Genomic DNA, 19772 nt, shown 5'->3' with positions numbered 1-19772 from the left:
AGAATAATTCACCATACAAATACAAACCAACCAAACAAAACAACAAACCAAGCCACATCTCTCGATTTGCACCCGCACGATGCTAGCGTTATGGTTACCCACTTTTAAAATAAGCCCGACAGATCACCTGCTATGACGTTTTCACTTTTCGGCGACAAATTTACCCGCCATTCAGGCATTACCCGCCTGATGGAGGATCTCAACGACGGGCTGCGCACACCGGGCGCAATCATGCTCGGCGGCGGAAACCCGGCACAAATCCCGGCCATGAATGAATATTTCCAGACTCTGCTGGCTCAGATGCTGGAAAGCGGAAAAGCCACTGAGGCGCTGTGCAATTACGATGGGCCTCAGGGGAAAACCGAGCTACTTACGTTGCTCGCAGACATGCTACGCGAAGAGCTAGGCTGGGATATTGATCCACAGAATATTGCACTGACAAACGGCAGCCAAAGCGCATTTTTCTACTTGTTTAACCTGTTCGCAGGACGCCGCGCCGACGGCAGTACCAAAAAAGTGCTCTTCCCGCTCACTCCGGAGTATATCGGTTATGCCGATTCAGGCCTGGAAGAAGATCTGTTTGTCTCCGCGCGTCCCAATATCGAGCTGCTCCCGGAAGGTCAGTTCAAATATCACGTCGATTTCGAGCATCTACACATTGGTGAAGATACGGGCATGATCTGCGTGTCGCGCCCAACCAACCCAACCGGCAACGTGATTACCGATGACGAGTTGATAAAGCTGGATATGTTGGCCAATCAACATGGCATCCCGCTGGTCATCGATAATGCTTACGGCGTACCGTTCCCTGGCATTATCTTCAGCGAAGCCCGCCCGCTGTGGAATCCGAACATCGTGTTGTGTATGAGCCTCTCCAAACTCGGGCTTCCTGGCAGTCGCTGCGGGATCATCATTGCCAATGAAAAAATCATCACTGCTATTACCAATATGAATGGCATTATCAGTCTCTCACCCGGCGGCATCGGCCCGGCGATGATGTGCGAGATGATCAAACGCAATGACCTGCTGCGTCTGTCCAATGACGTCATTAAACCTTTCTATTACCAGCGAGTTCAGGAGACGATTGCGATCATTCGTCGCTATTTGCCTGAAGAACGTTGCCTGATACATAAACCAGAAGGGGCAATATTCCTGTGGTTATGGTTTAAAGACCTGCCTGTCACGACCGAATTGCTCTATCAGCGTTTGAAAAAACGTGGTGTCTTGATGGTTCCTGGTGACTATTTCTTCCCAGGGCTGGATAAACCCTGGCCGCACACACACCAGTGTATGCGCATGAACTATGTCCCAGACCCTGAGAAGATTGAAGCAGGAGTGAAAATCCTCGCCGAAGAGATCAACATTGCCTGGCAAGAAAGCCATTGTTAACAGAAATAAGGCTCTTCAAATCGAAGAGCCTTATTTTTCGCGCTCGGCAACTTGAATTAATGATAAATCCTCTTCGACTGCGGAAAAAATAAACAGTGGGGTGCATTTTGGCTATCCCATTGTATTGACAAAAAAACGCAATTTAACGTCACAGAAGGCGTGGATTACAGCGACAGGCAGGATGATTACGCCCTTCAGGCCAGACTACACGGTCACACCTATCATCTGACTCACTGAATCAGCACACCCGTTATCCTGCGCCGGGACTGAATACCAATGGCCCACATCAGTTCACAACATCCGGTATCGGCAGGAGATGACGGGGACGATAACCTGACATTTTCATGTAATTTCAATAAATTACTGTAGCCTTGACGCGCGTAGCGGGGTGACATCAATGCAAGACAGCGCCTGAGTCGGGCACGCTTCAACGCATGCCGGTCCTTGCGTGCGATGCTGACATAAATCGCACTTAATCGCCTGGGCGTGAGCATCCTGCATAACAACCTGCATCGCGCCAAACGGACACGCCAGGACGCAACTTTTACAACCAATGCAGCGCTGCTGATCGACGCTGATCCTGTCCCGTTCACGACGAATTGCCCCTGTAGGGCAGACATTACCGCAGGGTGGATCTTCGCAGTGATGGCAGGCAACCGCAGTGGAAAAGGTACTCCCTTTGACAACCTGAATTCGCGGGACGAAGCGTTCTGACGAAAGCCGAGCGCAATCTTGTTCGGGCTGATGCGCCACGACACAAGCCACTTCACAAGTGCGACAACCTATACATTTTCCCGAATCCGCAAGAATAAAACGGTTCATTTCCCGGCTCCGTCCATTGGTAAAAAACCAGATTGCCAGAAAAGCGGAAAGTCGCGCTTTGATCGCGCAAGGGAAAGAGACCAGATTTGTGGCATCTGCCATCGTATCTGGCCTTTTGCCAGAAGCTTAATCGCGAACGGTGAAGCCGAGTTCGCGCGAGATGGCTTCAGCAGTTTCACGCAGAGGTTTCAGCAAGTTCTTTTCACCAATCTGCTTCATGCGGGATGTGGAAAGAGAAATGGAGATCGCGAATGGCACGCGGCCATGAATATCAAAAACTGGCACAGCGATACAGGATACCCCCAGCTCATTCTCTTCTTTATCCATCGCCATGCTGTGATCGCGGATTTCAGCCAGTTCATCATACATCGCGCTCAGTTCAGTGATGGTATTGCGGGTCAGCGGCTGGATCTGCTCCTGGTGGCTATCCCAGTAGCTCGCGACGTAATCCTGATGGCCAAACGCCATGTAGATTTTACCCATCGCGGAACAATACAGCGGCATATGCTGGCCGATATAAGCGCGCGTACGCAGCATCCCGGTCGTCGGTTCCAGCTTATAAATCAGAATGGCGTGATCATCTTCCCGGCTGGAGAAATTCACCGTTTCGCCGGTCGCGATGTTCAGCGCTTCAAGGTGTGGAGCCGCCACATGAATAATATTCAGTGACGACAATGCTTTTTGCCCCACGGCGATAAATTTCGTGGTCAGGCGATAGCTACCCGCCGCAGGCGCTGGGGTCACATAGCCGCACGACTGCAGCCCTTGCAGCAACCGATGCACGGTGCTCTTGTTTAGCCCGGCAAGCTCAGATAAATGCGCTAGCGGACAACCATTCGGATAGTTACTGAGGATCTCAATCAGCATCAGGCCGCGAAACAAGCTCTGGCTACCGGCTGGCCTCTCTTTTTCTTGCGTCATTTCGCTCTCTTTCATGCTCATTAAATAGCTCCTTTTTATCGCGCCCTGATGGTAGCGCAAAGTGTGGCTCAGTTCACGATCTCAGCATAAAAAACACAACCATTTGATTTTAATAGATTTTGAAAAACATGAATGTCGTTGATCTGACAAAAATTGATCGCTATATTTGAAATCAGATTTCGCATAGTGAAATTTAGAGATAAAAAAGCACTCACACCTCCCCCTAAAAAAGAACAGGAGAACAGGGATGAAAGTGACCTTTGAAGAGTTAAAAAACGCGTTCAATCGGGTTTTGCTCGATCGCGGAGTGAAAGCCGACACCGCTGAGGCGTGCGCTGAAATGTTTGCCCGCACCACAGAATCCGGCGTCTATTCCCATGGCGTGAATCGTTTTCCACGTTTTATCCAGCAACTCGATGCTGGCGACATTATTCCTGACGCCCAGCCGAAGCGTGTCACCACGCTGGGTGCGATCGAACAGTGGGATGCCCAACGTTCAATCGGCAATCTGACGGCGAAAAAGATGATGGATCGCGCCACCGAGCTGGCCTCCGACCACGGAATTGGCCTGGTGGCACTGCGTAATGCGAACCACTGGATGCGTGGCGGTAGCTACGGCTGGCAGGCTGCCGAGAAAGGTTACATCGGGATCTGCTGGACCAACTCTATTGCCGTTATGCCACCGTGGGGCGCAAAAGAGTGTCGTATCGGGACAAACCCGCTGATCGTCGCCATCCCCTCCACGCCTATCACGATGGTAGACATGTCCATGTCGATGTTCTCCTACGGCATGCTGGAAGTGAATCGCCTGGCCGGGCGCGAACTGCCGGTAGATGGCGGATTTGATGATGAAGGCAACCTCACAAAAGAGCCTGGCGTGATCGAGAAAAACCGTCGCATCCTGCCAATGGGCTACTGGAAAGGCTCCGGTTTATCCATCGTGCTCGACATGATCGCCACCCTGCTCTCAAACGGCTCATCCGTGGCAGAAGTCACTCAGGACAACAGCGATGAGTATGGCGTGTCGCAGATCTTCATCGCCATTGAAGTCGATAAGCTGATTGACGGCCCAACCCGTGACGCCAAACTCCAGCGGATCATGGATTTCATCACCACCGCCGACCGTTCCGACGAAAACGTCGCTATCCGTCTGCCAGGGCATGAATTTACACGTCTGCTCGAAGAAAACCGCCGCAACGGCATTACGGTCGACGACAGCGTGTGGGCGAAAATTCAGTCGCTGTAAGGAGTGACATCATGATATTCGGACATATTTCGCAACCAAACCCCTGTCGCCTGCCGCTGGCGATTGAAAAAGCGCTCGATTTTCTGCGCACCACGGATTTCTCAACGCTTGCGCCAGGCGTGGTAGAGATCGACGGGCGCAACATCTTTGCGCAGGTGCTCGATCTCCACACCAGAGAGCAGCACGAGAACCGGCCTGAAGTACACCGCCGCTATCTTGATATTCAATTTCTGGCATGGGGCGAAGAAAAAATTGGTATTGCCATTGATACCGGTAATAACGAAATAAGCGAATCACTTCTGGAACAGCGCGATATTATCTTTTATCACGCCAGTGAAAATGAATCGTTTATAGAAATGATACCAGGCAGTTACGCCATATTTTTCCCGCAGGATGTACACCGTCCTGCCTGTATTAAAAACAAGGAATCTGCAATTCGTAAGATTGTAGTGAAAGTGGCTATCAGCGAATTAAATTAATTCATCTGATCAATACAGGAAAATACCATGAATCACGCCGGTTTTATCATTGGTGCGTACCCCTGCGCACCCTCGTTTCACCAGAAAGGGGAACAAGAAGAACAGGCATTCTGGCGAGAACTTGCTGATACGCCGCATATCCGCGGTCTGGAACAGCCTTGCCTTGAGGATCTCCACCCTTATGGTGATGAATGGCTGTTTCGTCACACGCCAGGGGACTGGCAAATCGTGGTCACTGCAGTCATGGAAACCATGCGACGCCGTGGCACGAACGGCGGGTTTGGCCTGGCCTCTGCCGATGAAGATCAACGCAAAGCCAGCATCGAGTTTTACCGCCACTTGCGTCAGAAAATTCATGCGGTGAATGCTCGTTATCCTGGAAAAGTGATCACGCTTGAGATGCAGGCAGCGCCTCAGGCAGGTAACGTGTCGGTTGATCAAGCGACTGACGCCTTCTCCCGCTCCATCCGCGAAATCGTGAGCTGGGACTGGTCATGCGATCTGGTACTTGAACATTGTGATGCCATGACCGGCAGCGCACCACGCAAAGGGTTTTTACCGTTAGCGCAGGTGCTGGATGTGGTAAAAGCAACAGACATCAGCGTGTGTATTAACTGGGCACGCTCAGCCATTGAAGGACGCAATACGACCTTACCCCTCGAGCATGTCCAGGCCACGCTCAACGCTGGAAAATTGGGCGCATTGATGTTTTCGGGTACAACTGCAGGCGGGGAGTATGGTGACTGGCAGGATCTCCACGCACCCTTTTCTTCATTCTGCGCCGACAGTTTAATGACAACTGATCATGCAAAAACATTATTTACTGCGGCGAACACCGCAACATTGAAATTCTCCGGTATTAAATTACTGGAAATAAATGCTAATGCTGACGTCAGCCATCGCATCGCCATTTTGCGCGACGGTATTAGCGCTCTAAATAAAGCAACGAAATAACAATAAAAAATAATCTTTTTCCGGTTACATTTAATGAGACGTTAAATATGAACACTTCCTCTAATGCCCAACATGCGGATATTCCGCGTCAGCGCTGGCTCAGAATCATCCCACCGATTCTCATTGCCTGCATTATTTCTTATATGGACCGTGTGAACATCGCTTTTGCTATGCCTGGCGGCATGGATGAAGAGCTGGGTATTTCTGCCACCATGGCAGGTCTGGCTGGCGGGATATTCTTCATCGGTTATCTGTTCCTGCAAGTTCCCGGCGGCAAGATTGCCGTACACGGCAGTGGTAAAAAATTCATCGGTTGGTCGCTGGTTGCCTGGGCGGTCATTTCGGTACTGACCGGTGTCGTCACCAACCAGTACCAACTGCTGGTACTGCGCTTTTTACTCGGGGTGGCAGAAGGCGGGATGCTACCGGTTGTGCTCACGATGATCAGTAACTGGTTCCCGGATGCCGAACGGGGCCGCGCTAACGCCATTGTGATTATGTTTGTTCCTATTGCGGGAATCATCACCGCACCGCTATCCGGATGGATCATTACTGCACTCGACTGGCGCTGGCTGTTCATCATCGAAGGTCTGATGTCTATTGTTGTGCTGGTACTGTGGGCATTGACAGTCTATGACCGACCACAGGAAGCGCGCTGGATCTCCGAGGCAGAGAAAAACTATCTGGTGCAAACCCTGGCGGCGGAGCAACGCGCCATTGCGGGTAAAGAGGTGAAAAACGCGTCGCTGAGTGCCGTGCTGTCCGACAAAACCATGTGGCAGCTCATCGCGCTTAACTTCTTCTACCAGACCGGAATTTACGGTTATACCCTCTGGCTACCCACCATCCTGAAAGAGCTGACACATTCCAGCATTGGTCAGGTCGGAATGCTTGCTGTACTGCCTTACATCGGTGCAATTGCAGGTATGTTCCTGTTCTCCACACTGTCTGACCGCACAGGCAAGCGCAAGCTGTTCGTCTCACTGCCGCTGATTGGTTTTGCGATTTGTATGTTCCTCTCCGTCGCGTTGAAAGAAAACATCTGGCTGGCCTATGCCGCGCTGGTGGGCTGTGGCTTCTTCCTGCAATCCGCTGCGGGAGTGTTCTGGACCATTCCGGCTCGTCTGTTCAGTGCAGAGATGGCCGGCGGTGCACGCGGGGTGATTAACGCCCTGGGTAACCTCGGTGGATTCTGTGGCCCGTATGCCGTCGGCGTGCTGATCACCTTGTACAGCAAAGATGCCGGGGTTTACTGCCTGGCCATTTCCCTGGCTCTGGCCTCACTGCTGGCGCTGCTGTTACCAGCGAAATGCGATGCCGGTGCAGAACCCAATCCCACGGTGAATCCGCATAAGCGTGCAGCCTGATGCCTCACACCACCCTCTCCCACAGGGAGAGGGTGAAATACAAGAGAGTCAAAGATGAGTGAAAAAGAACCCTTCTGGCTGGGTATCGATTGTGGCGGTACTTATCTGAAAGCCGGTTTGTATAACAGCCAGGGAAAAGAAGTCTGTATTGAGCGGCGGTCTGTCGCCACCCTCAGCCCACGCCCCGGCTATGCCGAACGGGATATGCACCAGCTCTGGCAGCACTGCCATGCAACCGTCGCGCTGTTACTCAAAAAAGCGAGCGTCAGTGGAGAACAGATCAAGGGCATTGGTATCTCTGCACAGGGTAAGGGGCTGTTTCTTCTTGATAAAAATGACCAGCCGCTAGGCCATGCCATGCTCTCATCAGATCGCAGAGCGCTGGATATTGTGCAGCGCTGGCAGCAGGACGGTATTCCCGAAACGCTCTATCCCCACACGCGCCAGACGCTCTGGACGGGACACCCTGCGTCGCTTTTGCGCTGGGTTAAAGAGAATGAGCCACAGCGGTATCAGCAGATCGGCTGCGTAATGATGGCGCACGATTATCTGCGCTGGTGTCTGACGGGCGTAAAAGGGTGTGAAGAGAGCAATATCTCGGAATCCAATCTCTACAACATGAACACCGGCAAATACGATCCACAGCTCACTCGCTGGCTCGGGATCGGTGAAATTGATAGTGCACTCCCACCCATTTTCGGTTCAGCAGAAATTTGCGGGGAAATCACCGCTCAGGCAGCCGCACTGACCGGTCTCACGGCGGGAACCCCCGTCGTTGGTGGACTGTTTGATGTGGTTTCCACCGCGATCTGCGCCGGACTGCACGATGAAAATACGCTTAACGCAGTCATGGGAACCTGGGCCGTGACCAGCGGTATCGCTAACGGTATTCGCGATAACGAACCCTTTCCATATGTGTATGGCCGTTACGTTCACCCACAGCAGTACATCGTCCACGAGGCCAGTCCAACCTCATCCGGCAATCTGGAATGGTTGACCGCGCAATGGGGTGACATGTCGTTCGGGGAGATAAACCAGGCTGTTGCCAGCCTGCCAAAAGCCGAAAGCGATGTGTTCTTCCTGCCTTTTCTCTACGGCAGTAATGCCGGGCTGGAAATGACCAGCGGGTTTTACGGAATGCAGGCCTTACACACCCGCGCACACCTGTTGCAGGCCGTGTATGAGGGCGTGGTGTTCAGCCATATGACGCACCTCAATCGCATGCTCGAACGCTTTACCCATGTGCAGACATTGCGCGTTACAGGCGGCCCAACCCATTCGGATGTGTGGATGCAAATGCTGGCTGATGTCAGCGGCCTGGCCATTGAACTGCCACAGGTTGAAGAAACAGGCTGTTCCGGCGCGGCACTGGCAGCCCTCGTCGGCACAGGTATTTATCCCGATTTTTACGCGGCACAACGTGCCCTCAAACATGATATCCGGGTGGTTGAACCCGACATGTGCGCCCATGCGGCCTACCAGCGTAAATATCACCGTTACCAGCGACTGATTTCAGCATTACAGGGCTATCACGCCCGCATTAAGGAGTACGACTTATGAGCCGACCATTACTTCAACTGGCGCTCGACCATACCTCTCTTCCGGCGGCACAGCGTGATGTCGCTCTGTTGCAGGGCCACGTCGATATCGTCGAAGCAGGCACAATTTTGTGTCTGACCGAAGGGTTAAACGCTGTGCGGGCATTACGCACCCAGTGCCCGGAGAAAATTATCGTAGCCGACTGGAAGGTTGCTGATGCTGGTGAAACGCTGGCGCAGCAAGCATTTGGGGCTGGCGCGAACTGGATGACCATCATCTGCGCTGCACCGCTGGCGACCGTCGAAAAAGGCCATGAGGTAGCAACAGCCTGCGGCGGCGAAATCCAGATGGAATTGTTTGGCAACTGGACGCTGGAGGATGCTCGTGCGTGGTATCGCGTGGGAGTGAAACAGGCAATCTACCACCGTGGGCGTGATGCCCAGGCCAGCGGCCAGCAGTGGGGGGAAGCGGATCTCGCCAAAATGAAAGCACTGTCGGATATCGGTTTGCAGCTTTCCATTACCGGCGGTATTACCCCTGCCGATCTGCCGCTGTTTAAGCAGATCAACGTTAAGGCATTTATCGCCGGACGGGCGCTGGCAGGCGCAGCCAATCCACCGCAAGTCGCACACGAATTCCACACGCAAATCCGCAACATCTGGGGAGAATCATCATGCGCCAGCACCCGTTAGGCATTTATGAAAAAGCGCTGTCGAAAGACCTCACCTGGCCGGAGCGTCTGGTTCTGGCGAAAAGTTGCGGCTTCGATTTCGTCGAAATGTCGGTAGATGAAACCGACGAGCGCTTGTCGCGCCTCGAATGGAGTACGACGCAGCGGGCTTCGTTGGTTGAGGCGATGCTGGAGACCGGGGTATCGATCCCGTCAATGTGTTTGTCTGCCCACCGCCGCTTCCCCTTCGGCAGCCGGGATGAAGCCGTACGCGAACGTGCTCGCGAGATCATGACGAAAGCCATCAGGCTGGCGCGGGATTTAGGCATCCGCACCATTCAACTGGCAGGGTATGACGTTTATTACGAAGAACATGACGAAGGTACACAGCAACGCTTTGCCGAAGGGCTGGCGTGGGCGGTGGAACAGGCCGCTGCGGCACAAGTGATGCTGGCAGTAGAGATCATGGATACCGCGTTTATGAACTCCATCAGCAAATGGAAAAAGTGGGATGACATGCTGGCCTCACCGTGGTTTAGCGTGTACCCGGACGTCGGCAACCTGAGTGCGTGGGGCAACGATGTCACCGCCGAGCTCACGCTGGGCATTGACCGTATCGCCGCCATCCATCTGAAAGATACCCAGCCAGTTACCGAGCAAAGCCCTGGACAGTTTCGCGATGTGCCATTCGGCGAAGGGTGTGTTGATTTTGTCGGTGTATTTAACACCCTGAATCAACTGAATTATCGCGGGGCGTTTCTCATTGAAATGTGGACCGAAAAAGCCAAAGAGCCGGTTCTGGAAATTATACAGGCGCGTCGCTGGATAGAGGCTCGTATGCAGGAAGGAGGCATGACATGTTAGAACAACTCAAAGCGGAAGTGCTGGCGGCAAACCTGGCGCTACCGGCCCACCAACTGGTGACATTCACCTGGGGCAACGTTAGTGCCGTTGATCGTGAACGCGGCCTGATGGTGATCAAACCGTCCGGCGTGGAGTACGAGGTGATGACCGCGAATGATATGGTCGTCGTGGACATTGCTACGGGAAACGTGGTGGAGGGCAGTAAAAAACCCTCTTCCGATACGCCAACCCACCTCGCACTGTATCGTCGTTACCCGGAAATTGGCGGTATTGTCCATACCCACTCGCGCCACGCTACCATCTGGTCACAGGCGGGGCTGGATTTACCCGCCTGGGGAACCACGCACGCCGACTACTTCTACGGTGCAATCCCTTGCACGCGTCTGATGACCACGACAGAAATTGAAGGTGAATACGAATACCAGACAGGGGAAGTGATCATCAAAACCTTCGAAGAGCGCGACCTGAGCCCCATGCAGATCCCGGCGGTACTGGTTCACTCCCACGGCCCATTTGCCTGGGGGAAAAATGCCGCTGATGCCGTGCATAATGCTGTGGTACTGGAGGAGTGCGCCTATATGGGCCTGTTTTCGCGCCAGCTTGCTCCTCAGCTTCCGGTGATGCAGCAGGAGCTACTGGATAAACACTATCTGCGCAAACACGGGGCGAATGCGTATTACGGACAATAACCGCAACATCCTGCACTGTTCGCCTGGTGTTACTCCTGCATGGAAAACCCTGAGTGGAAAGAAAGCATAACGCGTGATATTGCTAAAAAAATTGCAGCTACTGCTGCAATAAAATGCCCGGCGGCGTTGCGCTTATGTGGATCTGAGAAAACCCGCCAGATCAGATAAGCGCAGCAGCGCCAGGCAAATCAGGCTCAAGCCTCGTTCCTGGGTGCTGTTCTCATCCCTCAGAAACGCCAGCTCATCCCCGTCATCAGGACGAAACTGTCATCACGGTCAACCATTGGGCTGTTTTTTACGTCATCGGGCAATACGGTATACACCGCGCTGGCATTGACGAACAGGCTCTGCGTCAGTTGATATTTGGCGGAAAGGCCAATATACGGGCTCCAGCTGTCGCCTGCGGCGTATTCATTCAGACCGCTACGGCGAGACTCACTGCCGGAAACACCGTAATAGTAGTCATTGAAGCTTTCGTCATAATAGAAAACACCTACGGAAGGAGTCAGGGTCAGACGTTCCATGCGCAGAGGATGGAAATAGGACAACTCACCGACGACCCCCCCACTTTCATCCATCGCGTCAGCGCCAACCGCGAATTTCAGGCTACCCCAGTGTTCATGACGATAATATGCACCGCCCAGAAACACAGAGGCTTTACGTTCATCCAACTGTTTCATGGCATGATCATCATTATCGTCAGGATCAAAATGCAGCGGCATCCAGGCTGCGGTCAGGCTAATTTCATTTTTGCTGTCTTCCCACACAATCCAGCCGGCCGCAGTCTGGCGAACATAAAAGTGATCACCTTCATAACTGATTAACGGTACGGCTGAGATGTTTTCGTTATACCCTTTATACGGTAATTCATTAAATACTGCCCCTGCTCCAAGGGAAAACTCATCAGCCATCGCTGATGATGTCGAAAATAATGCGGCGGCGATGAGCAAATTCTTTTTGATAATCATTCCATGCAATCCATTATACGCCAATCAAGCGGGGCGAATAATAATGGTTACAAATTTACCAATGCAACGACGCAGTTTATATAATATTATATATAAAATCATATAGATGAGCGCGCATGATGAATAAACTACAATTAAAACCTCGTGAATTGAAAATGATTTCAGTCATTGCCGCGACTCGCAGCATTGGTGATGCCGCTGCATTATTAGGGATGGCGCAGGCCAATGTGAGTAAATATTTATCTGATTTTGAAACGCGTGTTGGCCTAAAGGTTTTTGAACGCACCACCCGCCAGCTGGCGCTTACACAGTTTGGTGAGGCTTTACTACCCTATGTAAATGCTTCACTGGAAAAAAATAGCCAACTCATTAATTTTATTGCAGATTACAAACATGAAAAACGAGGAAAAGTCACCATCTATGCGCCTACCGGTATCGTGACCTATCTGGCTCGCCATGTGATTCACAAGATTGAAGAGATCGGCGATATCCGTCTCTCGTTGAAAACATATAATCTTGATCGTAATGAATTTTCTGAGGGTGTATCATTTCCCGACGACTGCGATATTTTAATTACCTATGCACCGCCAAAAGATGAAAATCTGGTGGCAAGCGTCCTTACCAAATATTCCGTCACCGCTTTTGCCACCGAAGAATATTTAAATAAAAACCCAATAAGTGGCCCTGATGAATTAATTCATCACTCGTGTATATTAATCGACTCGATGCTGGTTGATGATGCTAACATCTGGCGTTTCAGGGCACATGGCAGCGATGATATTCTCGATTACAAAGTCACCGGGAATTATATTTGCGATAATACTCAGGCCGCGCTGGAACTGGCCAGAAATAACCTTGGCATTGTTTTCGCCCCCAAAGAGAGCCTGAGAAAAGAGCTTAAACATGGCTCACTCGTGCCATGCTTCCCCCATCAGGAAGAGTGGTGGCTTGATCTCACCGCCATATTCCGCAAACGCGAATATCAACCCTGGCGAGTACAATACGTCCTGGATGGCGTACTAAACTGCCTGCGCCAGCAAATCAGCCAGGCCGCCAGAGGGCGGCCTGGACTGGATGATTAAAACAGCCCGAGCGGTTTATCAGAATAACTGACCAACAGACACTTCGTTTGCTGGTAATGCTCCAGCATCATTTTGTGCGTTTCGCGCCCAATCCCCGACTGTTTGTAACCACCAAATGCCGCGTGTGCCGGGTAAGCGTGATAACAGTTGGTCCAGACACGTCCGGCCTGAATTCCACGTCCCATTTTATAGGCCAAATTACCGTTGCGGCTCCAGACGCCAGCACCCAGCCCATATTGCGTATCGTTGGCAATCTCCAGCGCTTCCTCCATCGTTTTGAAGGTTGTCACAGCCAGTACCGGGCCAAAAATCTCCTCCTGGAAGACGCGCATGTTGTTCTTACCAAACAGGATGGTCGGCTCAAGATAGTAGCCCTCGTTGAGATCCCCCCCTAACAACTTACGCCGCCCACCGGTCAGAACGTCTGCCCCCTCTTTCTTACCAATATCAATGTAATTGAGGATGGTATCGAGCTGGCCATGTGAAACCTGCGCACCCATCTGTGTGACGCTATCCAGCGGGTTACCGCTGCGGATCGCCTCCACGCGGCGAATGGCACGTTCCATAAAACGCTCATAGATAGATTCCTGCACCAGCGCACGGCTTGGGCAGGTACAAACTTCACCCTGGTTGAAGGCAAATAACGCGAACCCTTCCAGCGCCTTATCGAAGAAGGCATCTTCTTCATCCATAACGTCTGCAAAGAAAATGTTCGGCGATTTTCCGCCCAGTTCCAGCGTCACCGGAATGATGTTCTGGGTCGCATACTGCATGATTTGCTGGCCGACTTCTGTTGACCCGGTAAACGCCACCTTCGCAATGCGTTTTGAGGTGGCGAGATATTCACCTATCTCCCCACCAGCACCGTTAACCACGTTGATAACCCCTGGCGGCAACAGATCACCAATCACCTCCATCAGCAGTAATACCGACAGCGGCGTTAAGCGTGCAGGTTTAAGCACCACGCAGTTGCCCGCCGCCAGCGCCGGGGCCATCTTCCAGCTCGCCATCAGCAACGGGAAGTTCCACGGGATGATTTGTCCAACCACGCCCAGAGGTTCATGGAAGTGGTAAGCGACAGTGTCGTTATCCACCTCGCTTATCCCCCCTTCCTGAGCACGAATACAGGAGGCGAAATAACGGAAATGATCAATTGCCAGCGGCACATCCGCAGCCATGGTTTCACGGATCGGTTTACCGTTATCCCACGTTTCTGCCGTGGCCAGTAGCTCCAGGTTCTGCTCCATTCGATCGGCAATTTTGAACAAAATGGCGGCTCTGTCCTGGACAGACGTGTGCCCCCATTGGTCCTTAATCTTGTGTGCCGCATCCAGCGCCAGATCGATGTCCTTTTTGCCTGAGCTGGCGATCTCGCACAGCGGCTGACCGGTAACAGGCGTCAGGTTCGAATAGTATTCACCGTCGACAGGCGCGACCCAGTCGCCGCCAATGAAGTTGTCATATCGGGGTTTTAACTTAAGGGGAAAACCATACTCGCTAGGCTGAATACGTGATGAGGGAGGATTATTCGTCATGACCATCTCCTTGCTGTTGGTGTCTAATAAGGGTAGTCACGACTGGCGATTTTCTCGCCAGTCGTTTACAGCTTTACGACGGGTATCACGGATTAAAGAGGAGTAAACAACAACGTAATTTGTAATAGTGATGTGCCACTCAAATCGATCTTCAGGGAGAGGAAATGGAACATGAAATAACAGGTGTCGAGGTGTTGTTTGTCGCAGGTTTTGGGCCAATCACCCGCCATACCGAGACCAGTACATCTTTTTACCTGCGAACACTTGGGCTACCGCTAAAGCCCATGGAAGGCAACGAAGATTATTTGCTCACGGAGCAGGACCAACTCTCCGGTGTGAAGCACTTTGCGCTCTGGCCACTTTCTCAGGCTGCCAGCTCTTGTTTTGGTTCAGAACAATGGCCTGCAGACGTGCCTGTTCCTCAGGCCTGGATCGAGTTTGAAGTGCAGGATATCGACACCGCAACCGATGCACTCATCACACAAGGGTACACTTTGCTCATTGCAAAACGGGAAGAACCGTGGGGACAGACCGTCACCCGGTTACTTAGCCCGGAAGGCCTGCTGACCGGGGTAACGATTACCCCCTGGTTGCGCGGGTAAGTAAAAAAGGCCTGTATTCACAGGCCCGTAAAACACAATTACATTGCAGCGCGATAAATCGCCATGATTTCGTCGTGCGTAGCCTGGATTGGGTTAGTAAACCCGCACGCATCTTTCAGAGCATTGGTCGCCAGAACAGGAATATCCTCTTCCTTCACGCCTAAATCGCGCAGACCAGCCGGAATATTCACTTTGCCTGCCAGGGCACGAATTTCTGCGATACACGCCTGAGCGCCCTGCTCAGCATCCATATGACTAACGTCCACACCCATGGCGCTTGCACAGTCACGCAGACGAGCCGCCGCAACCTTGCAGTTAAAGACCTGAACATGTGGCAGAAGCACAGCGTTGCACACCCCGTGCGGCAGATCGTAGAACCCGCCCAACTGGTGCGCCATGGCATGTACATAGCCCAAAGAGGCATTGTTAAACGCCATTCCTGCCAGGAATTGCGCGTAGGCCATCGCTTCACGCGCCTCTGCATCACTCCCCTCTTCAACAGCCTGAATCAGGTTTTCAGCAATCATGGTCACGGCTTTCAGCGCGCATGCATCGGTAATCGGCGTTGCGGCAATTGAGACATACGCTTCAATGGCGTGGGTTAACGCATCCATACCGGTTGCCGCCGTCAGCGACTTAGGCATACCGACCATCAGTGATGAATCATTTACAGACAGCACCGGGGTCACATGTTTATCGACAATAGCCATTTTAATATGGCGAGCTTCATCGGTAATAATGCAGAAACGCGTCATCTCAGAAGCCGTGCCTGCGGTGGTATTAATGGCAATCATCGGTAATTGTGGTTTTTCCGAACGATCAACCCCTTCATAATCGCGAATATCGCCGCCATTAGCCGCCACCAGCGCAATACCTTTTGCGCAATCATGTGGTGAACCACCGCCCAGGGAAATAACACAATCACATTTATTTTCTTTTAACATAGCCAGACCTGCCGCCACATTGGCAGTCGTCGGGTTAGGGTGTGTACCATCATAAATAACACTGGTGATATCGCGCTCTTTCAGTGCAATTTGAATCTCAGCGGCCATTCCCAGCTTACTCAACATCGCATCAGTCACAATCAGTGCGCGACGCCAGCCGTAAGCGCGCATGGTATCCATTGCGCTGCCTAATGAATCAGAACCAATAATATTCACGGACGGAATATAAAATACGGATGCAGCCATGATATTTCCTCAAAGGAATAAAAAGAGCCGGAAGCATACGTAAAAGATAAATTTAAAAAGTTGATCAAAAACCTATTTTTGTATGCACTTTCGCAGGTTGAATAATTTTAAGCCTGCGAAAGTGTTTATTAATATATAAATCAACTTATATCTATTTATTTTCTGTATTAATCACAGAGTTTGCTTCCGGGAATAATAATGAGTCCCGAAGCAAATGGTCATTCCCACGACGTCGCGTAAAACCAATCCGGTTAAAATATTCCAGAATTTGAATGGCCAATTTACGCCCGACGTTGAGTCGATCGCGGAAATCCGCAGCACACGTTGAACCTCGCTCCAGATCCAGCTCGCGAATCAAACTGGCAAACGCCACGATACGATCGTTACGGTAATAGCGATCTTTAACGATCGCCACGATAAGCCCCTGCTGTGCCGCAAGGCGCAGTACCTGCCGCATCATGGCTTCATCGGTGGAGCTATGCTGCGCTAAATCACGCACCCACCAGGGCTCATCAGCAAACAGGGGGGCGACTTTTTGCCATACCGCCTGTTGCTCGGCCGTAAAGCCCGCTTTGTGATCAGGCAGATGCAGCCAGCCGTGGTGACTGTGGATGACACCACTTTCCCGCATCTGCTCAATCAACAGCAGAACCAGGGCATCATCTTCCATCGGCAGAGCCATACGTCGCAATCTTTCCCGCCCAGGGCCTGGTTCATCCAGGTGTTGCTGGTGATAGGTAGCAAGCGTATTGAGGATTTTTCTCTGCCATGTCGCGGCCACGACGGCATTCAACAGGCTGTAACCTGCCTGGATGAAGCCTGGCTGCTGGGTCAGCTTGCGTAAGCCTTCACCACTTAACTGACGTGCCCAGGCAAAGTCCGCCAGGTTTACCGCACCGCGATTAAGATGGATCCCGAGTGCAGCAGCATCCTCTTTTGCCTGCGCCAGGGCTGCCAGCCACTGCAGGTATTCAGGTTTACGTTTACCGCGGCGCGGCGGATTCAGTGTCACAACTCGCGCCCCGGCGAGAGTCACCCTGGCAGAAATATCCCTCAGCACCAGGCGATCGTTATCCGCAAGCCATAGCGGCGAATCAAAGACCAGTTCCGCGAGGTCATTTTCAAGCAATGACACGCGCCCGGTCACATGGCTGGCGGCATGGTGAATATGCAGCGGTTGCCATTGGCTTAACGGGATATGGGCCTGAAGGGAAACAATCACTCGCTCTGAAGGCTCAGGTGGCGCATCGGCCAGCAACCAGTCCCCGCGATTAAGCTGCTCTTTTTCAGCATCACCTGCGATATTCAGTGCGATACGCTGTCCGGCATGGGCCTGTTCAACAGGCTGGTTTTGCGCATGCAACGCACGAACACGCATCGGTTTGTTAACGCCCGTCAACCATAACGTATCGCCCACATTCACTTCACCACTTAACGCCGTACCGGTGACGACCAGTCCTGCGCCTTTTACGGTAAATGCTCTGTCGATGGCTAAACGAAAGCTGTGGTCACTGGCGTGCTCGCGTGCAGTAAGATGCTGTAAATGTTCACGTAGTTCATCAATACCGCGTCCTTCGGTTGCCACCGTCACGTAAAGGGGCGCATCGGCAAAACCATAATCACGCAGCGTGGCCTGAACTTCTGCATGCACCGCATCGATACGCGCCTCATCCACGCGGTCGGCTTTGGTTAGCACAACAGTGAGTTGCGGGTTGCCTGTCAGTTGCAGGATCGCCAGATGCTCCCGGGTTTGCGCCATCACGCCATCGTCACATGCCACCACCAGCAGTGCGTGGTCAATGCCGCCCACACCCGCCAACATATTGGAAAGAAATTTTTCGTGGCCGGGGACATCAATAAAACCCAGAACGCGGCCATCGGGCTGCGGCCAGTAGGCATAGCCCAGATCGATGGTCATGCCTCGTTTTTTCTCTTCCGGCAGGCGGTCAGCATTTACGCCGGTAATGGCCTGCAATAACGTGGTTTTTCCGTGGTCAACGTGACCGGCGGTGGCAATAATCATTTCAACATCATCTCCAGAAATCGCTCTTCATTTTCAAGACAGCGTAGATCCAGCCACAGGCGGCCATCATAAATACGGCCAATGATCGGCGTTGATCGTGCGCGTAAGCGTTCAGACAACGCTTCAAGCTGGCTACCACGCCCGTTACCGGGCGTAAACGTTAGCGCCGCGCTGGGCAGCCTGTCCACCGGAAGCGAGCCGCTACCAATCTGTGACTGGCAAGGTTCTACGCGAACCTCAAAATCGGGGTACTGTGGTGCAATCATTGCCTGTAGCCGCTCCGCCTGGTCACGGATGGCAGCGGCATCCCGCGTAAGCAGACGCAGTGTCGGCAAGCGTTGCGCCAGTTTCTCCGGGTGGAGGTAGAGCCTGAGCGTGGCTTCCAGTGCTGCCAGCGTCATTTTATCCGCACGCAAAGCGCGTTTTAGAGGGTGTTGCTGCAACTTCGCAATCAGCTCACGCTTACCGACGATAATCCCCGCCTGAGGCCCTCCCAGCAATTTGTCGCCAGAAAAACTGACCAGGCTCACGCCCGTCGCAATCATCTCCTGCGGCATTGGTTCTTTCGGCAGCCCGTACAGGCTAAGATCCACCAGCGAACCGCTACCCAGGTCAACAATCACGGGCACATCAAGCTCATGACCAATCTCTGCCAGCTCAGCCTCTGCAACCGTTTTGGTAAAGCCCTCAATCTGATAATTACTGGTATGCACTTTCATCAGCAAGGCCGTATTTTCGTTCACTGCGACACGATAATCTTTGGCATGCGTCCGGTTCGTTGTACCCACCTCATGCAACGTACAGCCCGCCTGGCGCATCACATCAGGAATGCGGAACGCGCCACCAATCTCAACCAGCTCACCCCGCGACACCACCACCTCTTTGCCACTGGCTGTTGCCGCCAGCATCAATAGCACGGCTGCCGCATTGTTATTCACAATGCAGGCATCTTCGGCTCCGGTGAGCTGACAGAGAATATCCGCCAGTGCTCGATCGCGATGCCCTCGTCCAGCACCGTCAAGATCGTACTCCAGTGTGACGGGTGAACGCATAGCTTGCGCCACAGCATTCACCGCCTCTTCTGCCTGCGGAGCACGCCCCAGATTGGTATGCAGTACTGTACCCGTGAGGTTTATCACCGGGCGCAAAGCATTCTGCGATTTCGCTGCCAACCTCTTTTCGGCTTCCTGTCTCCAGTCAGCACACCAGGCTGGCAAGGCGTTTTCTGCCTGGATCGATCCACGGGCCTCCTCCTGTAGCTGTCGCAGCATATCGACCGTTGCAGAATGGCCGAATCTTTCCAGCACCGTAAGGAAAAGAGGCTCACGGAGCAGGCGATCGGTAGCAGGAATAAGGCTATAAAGAGAATGATGAGTAGTCATGACAACGCCTGGCGATTGAAAATCATCCCCCCTCCCGGCGGGAGGAGAGT

Annotated in this window: 18 protein-coding genes; 11 read left to right on the top strand and 7 right to left on the bottom strand. The window is 52.5% G+C overall.

Going from position 1 to position 19772, the window contains the following annotated elements; genetic code table 11:
• The first annotated feature begins 132 nt into the window (after window positions 1-132).
• Window positions 133-1389, top strand: a complete 1257-nt coding sequence (gene avtA, locus GF617_RS14910) for a valine--pyruvate transaminase (protein WP_181621754.1) — start codon at window positions 133-135, stop codon at window positions 1387-1389.
• 360 nt (window positions 1390-1749) lie between these two features.
• Here the strand turns inward: avtA and GF617_RS14905 are convergent, their stop codons facing one another.
• On the bottom strand, window positions 1750-2211 hold the full coding sequence (locus GF617_RS14905; protein WP_203451999.1) for a 4Fe-4S dicluster domain-containing protein: 462 nt from the start codon (window positions 2209-2211) through the stop codon (window positions 1750-1752).
• Between the two features lie 126 nt (window positions 2212-2337).
• On the bottom strand, window positions 2338-3153 hold the full coding sequence (yiaJ, locus tag GF617_RS14900; protein WP_181621753.1) for an IclR family transcriptional regulator YiaJ: 816 nt from the start codon (window positions 3151-3153) through the stop codon (window positions 2338-2340).
• Between the two features lie 226 nt (window positions 3154-3379).
• On the opposite strand from yiaJ, the gene yiaK reads away from it, so the two are divergent.
• Genes yiaK through araD form a run of 8 tightly spaced genes read left to right on the top strand, consistent with a single transcriptional unit; the run spans window position 3380 to window position 10940 of the window.
• Window positions 3380-4378, top strand: a complete 999-nt coding sequence (yiaK, locus tag GF617_RS14895) for a 3-dehydro-L-gulonate 2-dehydrogenase (protein ID WP_181621752.1) — start codon at window positions 3380-3382, stop codon at window positions 4376-4378.
• A gap of 11 nt (window positions 4379-4389) precedes the next feature.
• Window positions 4390-4857: a YhcH/YjgK/YiaL family protein gene (locus GF617_RS14890; RefSeq protein ID WP_181621751.1), complete on the top strand. Its 468-nt coding sequence runs from the start codon at window positions 4390-4392 to the stop codon at window positions 4855-4857.
• A 27-nt stretch (window positions 4858-4884) separates the two neighbouring features.
• Window positions 4885-5811, top strand: a complete 927-nt coding sequence (locus GF617_RS14885; protein ID WP_181621750.1) for a DUF4862 family protein — start codon at window positions 4885-4887, stop codon at window positions 5809-5811.
• A 47-nt stretch (window positions 5812-5858) separates the two neighbouring features.
• Window positions 5859-7178: an MFS transporter gene (locus tag GF617_RS14880; protein WP_181621749.1), complete on the top strand. Its 1320-nt coding sequence runs from the start codon at window positions 5859-5861 to the stop codon at window positions 7176-7178.
• Window positions 7179-7232: 54 nt separating this feature from the next.
• Entirely contained in the window at window positions 7233-8738 is a 1506-nt protein-coding gene (locus tag GF617_RS14875) for an FGGY-family carbohydrate kinase (protein WP_181621748.1), read from the top strand.
• Window positions 8735-9409: a 3-keto-L-gulonate-6-phosphate decarboxylase UlaD gene (gene ulaD / locus GF617_RS14870; RefSeq protein WP_181621747.1), complete on the top strand. Its 675-nt coding sequence runs from the start codon at window positions 8735-8737 to the stop codon at window positions 9407-9409. The genes GF617_RS14875 and ulaD overlap by 4 nt, the downstream gene beginning before the upstream one ends.
• Window positions 9391-10251 (top strand): L-ribulose-5-phosphate 3-epimerase, encoded by an 861-nt coding sequence (locus GF617_RS14865; RefSeq protein WP_203451992.1) that lies wholly within the window; start codon window positions 9391-9393, stop codon window positions 10249-10251. Before ulaD ends, GF617_RS14865 begins: the two co-directional genes overlap by 19 nt.
• The gene (gene araD, locus GF617_RS14860) at window positions 10245-10940 is read left to right on the top strand and encodes an L-ribulose-5-phosphate 4-epimerase (RefSeq protein WP_181621745.1); all 696 of its coding nucleotides are present in this window, start codon (window positions 10245-10247) and stop codon (window positions 10938-10940) included. The genes GF617_RS14865 and araD overlap by 7 nt, the downstream gene beginning before the upstream one ends.
• Before the next feature lie 227 nt (window positions 10941-11167).
• On the opposite strand, the gene GF617_RS14855 is transcribed toward araD, so the two are convergent.
• A complete protein-coding gene (locus GF617_RS14855; RefSeq protein WP_203451991.1) occupies window positions 11168-11908 on the bottom strand; it encodes a MipA/OmpV family protein in 741 nt (246 codons plus the stop codon).
• 116 nt (window positions 11909-12024) lie between these two features.
• Here GF617_RS14855 and GF617_RS14850 point away from each other — a divergent pair, with 116 nt between their 5' ends.
• The gene (locus tag GF617_RS14850) at window positions 12025-12990 is read left to right on the top strand and encodes a LysR family transcriptional regulator (protein WP_181621743.1); all 966 of its coding nucleotides are present in this window, start codon (window positions 12025-12027) and stop codon (window positions 12988-12990) included.
• On the opposite strand, the gene aldB is transcribed toward GF617_RS14850, so the two are convergent.
• On the bottom strand, window positions 12987-14525 hold the full coding sequence (gene aldB, locus GF617_RS14845; protein WP_203451990.1) for an aldehyde dehydrogenase AldB: 1539 nt from the start codon (window positions 14523-14525) through the stop codon (window positions 12987-12989). The genes GF617_RS14850 and aldB overlap by 4 nt on opposite strands.
• A 164-nt stretch (window positions 14526-14689) precedes the next feature.
• On the opposite strand from aldB, the gene GF617_RS14840 reads away from it, so the two are divergent.
• Window positions 14690-15127, top strand: coding sequence for a glyoxalase (locus GF617_RS14840; protein WP_181621741.1), 438 nt, complete (start codon window positions 14690-14692; stop codon window positions 15125-15127).
• Between the two features lie 38 nt (window positions 15128-15165).
• Here GF617_RS14840 and yiaY read toward each other — a convergent pair whose 3' ends face one another.
• From yiaY to selA, 3 genes are all read right to left on the bottom strand, one after another.
• Window positions 15166-16317 carry an L-threonine dehydrogenase gene (gene yiaY, locus GF617_RS14835; protein ID WP_181621740.1) on the bottom strand — a complete coding sequence of 384 codons (1152 nt, stop codon included), beginning with the start codon at window positions 16315-16317 and terminating at the stop codon, window positions 15166-15168.
• Between the two features lie 151 nt (window positions 16318-16468).
• Window positions 16469-18340: a selenocysteine-specific translation elongation factor gene (gene selB, locus GF617_RS14830; RefSeq protein WP_203451989.1), complete on the bottom strand. Its 1872-nt coding sequence runs from the start codon at window positions 18338-18340 to the stop codon at window positions 16469-16471.
• Window positions 18337-19722, bottom strand: a complete 1386-nt coding sequence (gene selA / locus GF617_RS14825) for an L-seryl-tRNA(Sec) selenium transferase (protein WP_203451988.1) — start codon at window positions 19720-19722, stop codon at window positions 18337-18339. Before selA ends, selB begins: the two co-directional genes overlap by 4 nt.
• Window positions 19723-19772: the final 50 nt, after the last annotated feature.

Source organism: Lelliottia sp. RWM.1, from assembly GCF_016859735.1.
Classification (GTDB): domain Bacteria; phylum Pseudomonadota; class Gammaproteobacteria; order Enterobacterales; family Enterobacteriaceae; genus Enterobacter.
The sequence above is the reverse complement of the archived record's forward strand: the minus strand, read 5'-3'. Positions and strand labels throughout refer to the sequence as shown.

Bases quoted from the DNA above. Each gene is read 5' to 3' on its own strand.
- avtA (WP_181621754.1), top strand. From the start codon at position 133: ATGACGTTTTCACTTTTCGGCGACAAATTTACCCGCCATTCAGGCATT.
- GF617_RS14905 (WP_203451999.1), bottom strand. From the start codon at position 2,211: ATGAACCGTTTTATTCTTGCGGATTCGGGAAAATGTATAGGTTGTCGC.
- yiaJ (WP_181621753.1), bottom strand. From the start codon at position 3,153: ATGAGCATGAAAGAGAGCGAAATGACGCAAGAAAAAGAGAGGCCAGCC.
- yiaK (WP_181621752.1), top strand. From the start codon at position 3,380: ATGAAAGTGACCTTTGAAGAGTTAAAAAACGCGTTCAATCGGGTTTTG.
- GF617_RS14890 (WP_181621751.1), top strand. From the start codon at position 4,390: ATGATATTCGGACATATTTCGCAACCAAACCCCTGTCGCCTGCCGCTG.
- GF617_RS14885 (WP_181621750.1), top strand. From the start codon at position 4,885: ATGAATCACGCCGGTTTTATCATTGGTGCGTACCCCTGCGCACCCTCG.
- GF617_RS14880 (WP_181621749.1), top strand. From the start codon at position 5,859: ATGAACACTTCCTCTAATGCCCAACATGCGGATATTCCGCGTCAGCGC.
- GF617_RS14875 (WP_181621748.1), top strand. From the start codon at position 7,233: ATGAGTGAAAAAGAACCCTTCTGGCTGGGTATCGATTGTGGCGGTACT.
- ulaD (WP_181621747.1), top strand. From the start codon at position 8,735: ATGAGCCGACCATTACTTCAACTGGCGCTCGACCATACCTCTCTTCCG.
- GF617_RS14865 (WP_203451992.1), top strand. From the start codon at position 9,391: ATGCGCCAGCACCCGTTAGGCATTTATGAAAAAGCGCTGTCGAAAGAC.
- araD (WP_181621745.1), top strand. From the start codon at position 10,245: ATGTTAGAACAACTCAAAGCGGAAGTGCTGGCGGCAAACCTGGCGCTA.
- GF617_RS14855 (WP_203451991.1), bottom strand. From the start codon at position 11,908: ATGATTATCAAAAAGAATTTGCTCATCGCCGCCGCATTATTTTCGACA.
- GF617_RS14850 (WP_181621743.1), top strand. From the start codon at position 12,025: ATGATGAATAAACTACAATTAAAACCTCGTGAATTGAAAATGATTTCA.
- aldB (WP_203451990.1), bottom strand. From the start codon at position 14,525: ATGACGAATAATCCTCCCTCATCACGTATTCAGCCTAGCGAGTATGGT.
- GF617_RS14840 (WP_181621741.1), top strand. From the start codon at position 14,690: ATGGAACATGAAATAACAGGTGTCGAGGTGTTGTTTGTCGCAGGTTTT.
- yiaY (WP_181621740.1), bottom strand. From the start codon at position 16,317: ATGGCTGCATCCGTATTTTATATTCCGTCCGTGAATATTATTGGTTCT.
- selB (WP_203451989.1), bottom strand. From the start codon at position 18,340: ATGATTATTGCCACCGCCGGTCACGTTGACCACGGAAAAACCACGTTA.
- selA (WP_203451988.1), bottom strand. From the start codon at position 19,722: ATGACTACTCATCATTCTCTTTATAGCCTTATTCCTGCTACCGATCGC.